Here is a 2246-nt window from a genome sequence, read left to right on the forward strand (position 1 = left end):
GGCCGAATGCGCCAGCTCCGAGCTGATCCGCGCCAACAGCGGCAAGCCGGCCTGGTACAGATGGTGGGCCAGGCGGTGATGGATGATCGCCAGGATGCCCGGGTAGCACAGCAGCACTTCATCGACACTTCGCGCTGCCGGGTCGCCGTGGTAGGCGGCCAGCACGTCGGTGTCGAGCAGCACCCGCAGCTCCGGTAGCGCCGCTGCAAAACCCTGGATCAGGCTCAGCGCCTGGGCGTCGACGCCAGCCAGCCCGGCTTTGCTTTGCCGCGCCGCGTAGCGCAGTTCGAGACGTGCCTGGGCAAGCAAGGCAGTCAGCGCGGCATCCAGGGTATGGCCAACGTAGAAATCTTCACTCTCTTCGCGCAGGTCGACCGGGCCAAGGCGCATGGGGAAAAGTGCGCCGCACAGCTGCTCCAGGATCTGCCGCATCGCCTCGCGCGATGGCAGTTCGCGCCCGCCCTGCTCGCCAATACTGCGGCCATTGCGTGTACGCCATTGCTCACGGGCGCCGCGCAGGCCGCTGACGATGCTCTGCAACTGCCAGTGCGCTGATGAGGGTTGTTCGCTCACGGTTTTCTCCTGCCTGAGTCGGCCAAACTGTTTTTATCGGCAGGTCTGGCCCTTTCGCGGGTGAACCCGCTCCCACTGATGTCACGGCGCCTGTGGGAGCGGGTTCACCCGCGAAAGGGCCAGACCTGCCTGCGTGCAATCCACTTTACGGCAAATCCGTCCCTTGGAAAAAACAACGCTTTATTCCATCCTGCGCTAAGTCAGGCATAAGCGGCGATGACGGCGCGGAGAACCTCGCCTACCCTCAAAAGCAGCCAACACCTGGCAATAAAACAAAAGGAAATAACAAAATAATTTTTTAGTATTTCCTGGCCTAAGAAGCCAACCCTATAGTCGCCACCCACTACTTACACAACAAGCGCGGGGCTCTGACATGTCGATATTCGCCAAACCGCTACTCAACGCCAGCCTGGCAGTCCTGCTGGGCGCCGGCCTGCTCGGCCAGGCCTTCGCCGGCGAGCAGCTGAAGACCATCCAGGAAAAAGGCGTGATCAACGTCGGCCTTGAAGGCACCTACCCACCGTTCAGCTTTCAGGACGAGAACGGCAAGCTGAGCGGCTTCGAGGTGGAGCTGTCCGAGCTGATCGCCAAGGAGCTGGGCGTCAAGGCCAAGGTGCAGCCGACCAAGTGGGATGGCATTCTTGCCGCACTGGAGTCCAAGCGACTGGATGTGGTCATCAACCAGGTGACCATTTCCGAAGAGCGCAAGAAGAAGTACGACTTCTCCGAGCCCTACACCGTTTCCGGCATCCAGGCGCTGATCCTGAAGAAGAAAGCCGAGCAGTTGAATATCAAGACCGCGCAGGACCTGGCCGGCAAGAAGGTCGGCGTGGGCCTGGGCACCAACTACGAGCAGTGGGTGAAGCAGGACGTGCCAAAGGCCGAAGTGCGTACCTATGAGGACGACCCGAGCAAGTTCGCCGACCTGCGCAACGGCCGCATCGACGCCATCCTGATCGACCGCCTGGCTGCGCTGGAATACGCGCAAAAAGCCAAGGACACCGAACTGGCTGGCGAAGCCTTCTCGCGCCTTGAAAGCGGTGTGGCCCTGCGCAAGGGTGAGCCGGAGCTGCTGGCGGCGATCAACAAGGCCATCGACAAGCTCAAGGCTGACGGCACGCTGGCCAAGCTGTCCGAGAAATACTTCGGTGCCGATGTCACCAAATGATCGCTGAAAGCCTGCAACTCGTTGTCGACTCCGCCCCCTTCCTGCTGAAGGGCGCGGGGTATACGGTGCTGCTCAGCGTTGGCGGCATGTTCTTCGGCCTGGTGCTGGGCTTTGCCCTGGCACTGATGCGGCTGTCGAAGATTTTGCCGCTGAACTGGCTGGCGCGGATCTACGTGTCGTTTTTCCGCGGCACGCCGCTGCTGGTGCAGCTGTTCGTCATCTATTTCGGCATGCCGCAAATCGGCATTGAACTCGACCCCATCCCCGCTTCGCTGATTGGCCTGTCGCTGAACATGGCAGCCTATATCTGCGAAATCCTGCGGGCAGCGATCTCCTCGATCGACCGTGGCCAGTGGGAAGCTGCAGCCAGCATCGGCATGACCCGCGTGCAGGCCATGCGCCGGGCGATCCTGCCACAGGCCTTGCGCACTGCCCTGCCACCGCTGGGCAACAGCTTCATCTCGCTGGTCAAGGACACCGCCCTGGCGGCGACCATCCAGGTGCC

Annotated in this window: 3 protein-coding genes; 2 read left to right on the forward strand and 1 reads right to left on the reverse strand. The window is 61.8% G+C overall.

The window, feature by feature from the left end:
* Positions 1-573 (reverse strand): serine O-acetyltransferase (locus HP547_RS28380; RefSeq protein WP_372243013.1); only part of this gene is annotated, 573 nt, incomplete at its 3' end.
* 373 nt (positions 574-946) lie between these two features.
* Between HP547_RS28380 and tcyJ the strand changes: the two genes are divergently transcribed.
* Positions 947-1741, forward strand: coding sequence for a cystine ABC transporter substrate-binding protein (tcyJ, locus tag HP547_RS28385; protein WP_172225044.1), 795 nt, complete (start codon positions 947-949; stop codon positions 1739-1741).
* The coding region (gene tcyL / locus HP547_RS28390; protein ID WP_172288813.1) for a cystine ABC transporter permease at positions 1738-2246 on the forward strand (509 nt) is incomplete at its 3' end. The genes tcyJ and tcyL, both read left to right, overlap by 4 nt.

The sequence above is a fragment of the Pseudomonas sp. CM27 genome, from assembly GCF_013179515.1.
Taxonomy (GTDB): domain Bacteria; phylum Pseudomonadota; class Gammaproteobacteria; order Pseudomonadales; family Pseudomonadaceae; genus Aquipseudomonas.

Coding starts and splice junctions, on each gene's coding strand:
- tcyJ (WP_172225044.1), top strand. CDS start 947: ATGTCGATATTCGCCAAACCGCTACTCAACGCCAGCCTGGCAGTCCTG.